This is a genomic window from Amycolatopsis anabasis, assembly GCF_009765355.1.
Taxonomy (GTDB): domain Bacteria; phylum Actinomycetota; class Actinomycetes; order Mycobacteriales; family Pseudonocardiaceae; genus Amycolatopsis; species Amycolatopsis anabasis.
Genome location: NZ_VTHK01000107.1, coordinates 1 through 1645 on the forward strand (window position 1 = coordinate 1; position 1645 = coordinate 1645).

Consider the following 1645-nt stretch of genomic DNA (forward strand, 5'->3'; position numbering starts at 1 on the left):
CAGGGTGTGGCTTGTCATCGGTCACCTCCGGAAAAGGTCTCACCTTCGGCTACCCGACGGGGCGACCAACAAACCGCAGGTCGCGTGGTCGGGAATGAACCAGGCGGCGGAGTGGTTGTAGCTAGTGGTCGTAGTTTTGATGTGTTCGTGTTTTCCGCACGCTCGCGAAGAACGATGTTGCGAGCGCGCCGCTTGCCTTCAGGGATCTGGAGCAGCCGCGTCGAGGAACCGGCCCGGGGCGCCGCAGGGCGCGGGCCTCGTATCCAGCCCTGTAAGGAGCGAAATTTGACTCAGGGAACTGTCAAGTGGTTCAACGCGGAGAAGGGCTTCGGCTTCATCTCCCGCACCGACGGACCGGACGTCTTCGTGCACTACTCCGAGATCGACGGCTACGGCTTCCGCAGCCTCGAGGAGAACCAGCACGTGGAGTTCGAGGTGACCCAAGGCGCCAAGGGCCCGCAGGCCACCCACGTCCACACGGTCTGACCCACCGGCGGATGACCTCTGCCGAGCACAAGTAGATAACCGAGGGGCCGGCACCAACAGGTGCCGGCCCCTCGGCACATCACCACAACTCCAAGCCATGGTCAGCACCAGCATTCATGATCACCGGCTAGGGAAGCAGCCACCCGTGACCACCACCACGTACTCCGGTCACTGCCCAACCATGCACAAGGTGGTCTGGCTCCACGCCTGGCAGCCGCCGCAGAGCCGCCCCGACGGCGCGTTGTTCGCCGCGCCGAGCGGGGGCTCGCCTGTGCTGCGCCGCGAGGCAGTAGCGCTAGGTCAACAGCAGCAATGCCGGCACAGTTGTCGGTCAGTAGGTTCCTCGACTGGTGCCTAACGGTGTTTCTGCTCGTCCGGGTTCTTCTGGCGCGGGGCGGCGGTTTAGGCCGTTTCGACGATCGAGTCGAGCTTGTCGCGTTGTTCGTCGTTGGCGAGCGCGGTCAGTTTGTTCTCGATGTGCGGTGGTAGGTCTGTGATGCCGAGGTCGACGCCGGAGGTGTGCGAGTGGTCGATGAAGGTCAGCAGGCCCTTCGCCCCGGACATGTCCATGTAGGTCACCTTCTCCAGGTTCAGCGACAGCTTGGGCTGGTCATTGCGCAGTGTGGTGAAGACGTGGTCGGCGGACAGGAACGATAGCGGGCCCTCGATGCGGTAGGTGCCGGTGTCGTCGTCGTGGACGATCGCGGCTTTGCGCTGGCGCGCCTGCACGGCGTGGACGATGAGCGCCAGGACGACGCCGACGGCGACCGCCGCGGTCAGGTCGACCAGGACGGTGATGATCATCGTCGTGAACATCACGATGACGTCGCCGCGGGGAGCGACATGCGTTTTGCGGAGGCTTTCCCAGTCGAACATGCCGATGGCGGTCAGGATCAGGATCCCTGACAGCACGGCGAGGGGGATGTACTGCACGACGGCTCCGAGGCCGGCCACCAGGGCGAGGAGGATGACGCTGTGCGTGGCGGCCGAGAGCGCGGTGCGGCCGCCGCTTCTGATGTTGACCACGGATCTCACGGTCGCGCCGGCGCTGGCCATGCCACCGAACAGTCCACTCGCGATGTTGCCGAGTCCCTGGCCGATCAGTTCCTTGTTGCTGCGATGCCGACCGCCGGTGATGTTGTCCATCACGACCGAGGTC

The 1645-nt window shown here is 64.7% G+C and carries 2 protein-coding genes; one reads left to right on the forward strand and one right to left on the reverse strand.

Going from position 1 to position 1645, the window contains the following annotated elements; all coding sequences use genetic code 11:
* The first annotated feature begins 285 nt into the window (after positions 1-285).
* Complete coding sequence (locus FXO23_RS49195) at positions 286-486, forward strand: cold-shock protein (RefSeq protein WP_158895899.1); 201 nt, start codon at positions 286-288, stop codon at positions 484-486.
* 402 nt (positions 487-888) lie between these two features.
* Here FXO23_RS49195 and FXO23_RS51380 read toward each other — a convergent pair.
* Positions 889-1645 (reverse strand): SulP family inorganic anion transporter (locus FXO23_RS51380; protein ID WP_218952428.1); only part of this gene is annotated, 757 nt, incomplete at its 5' end.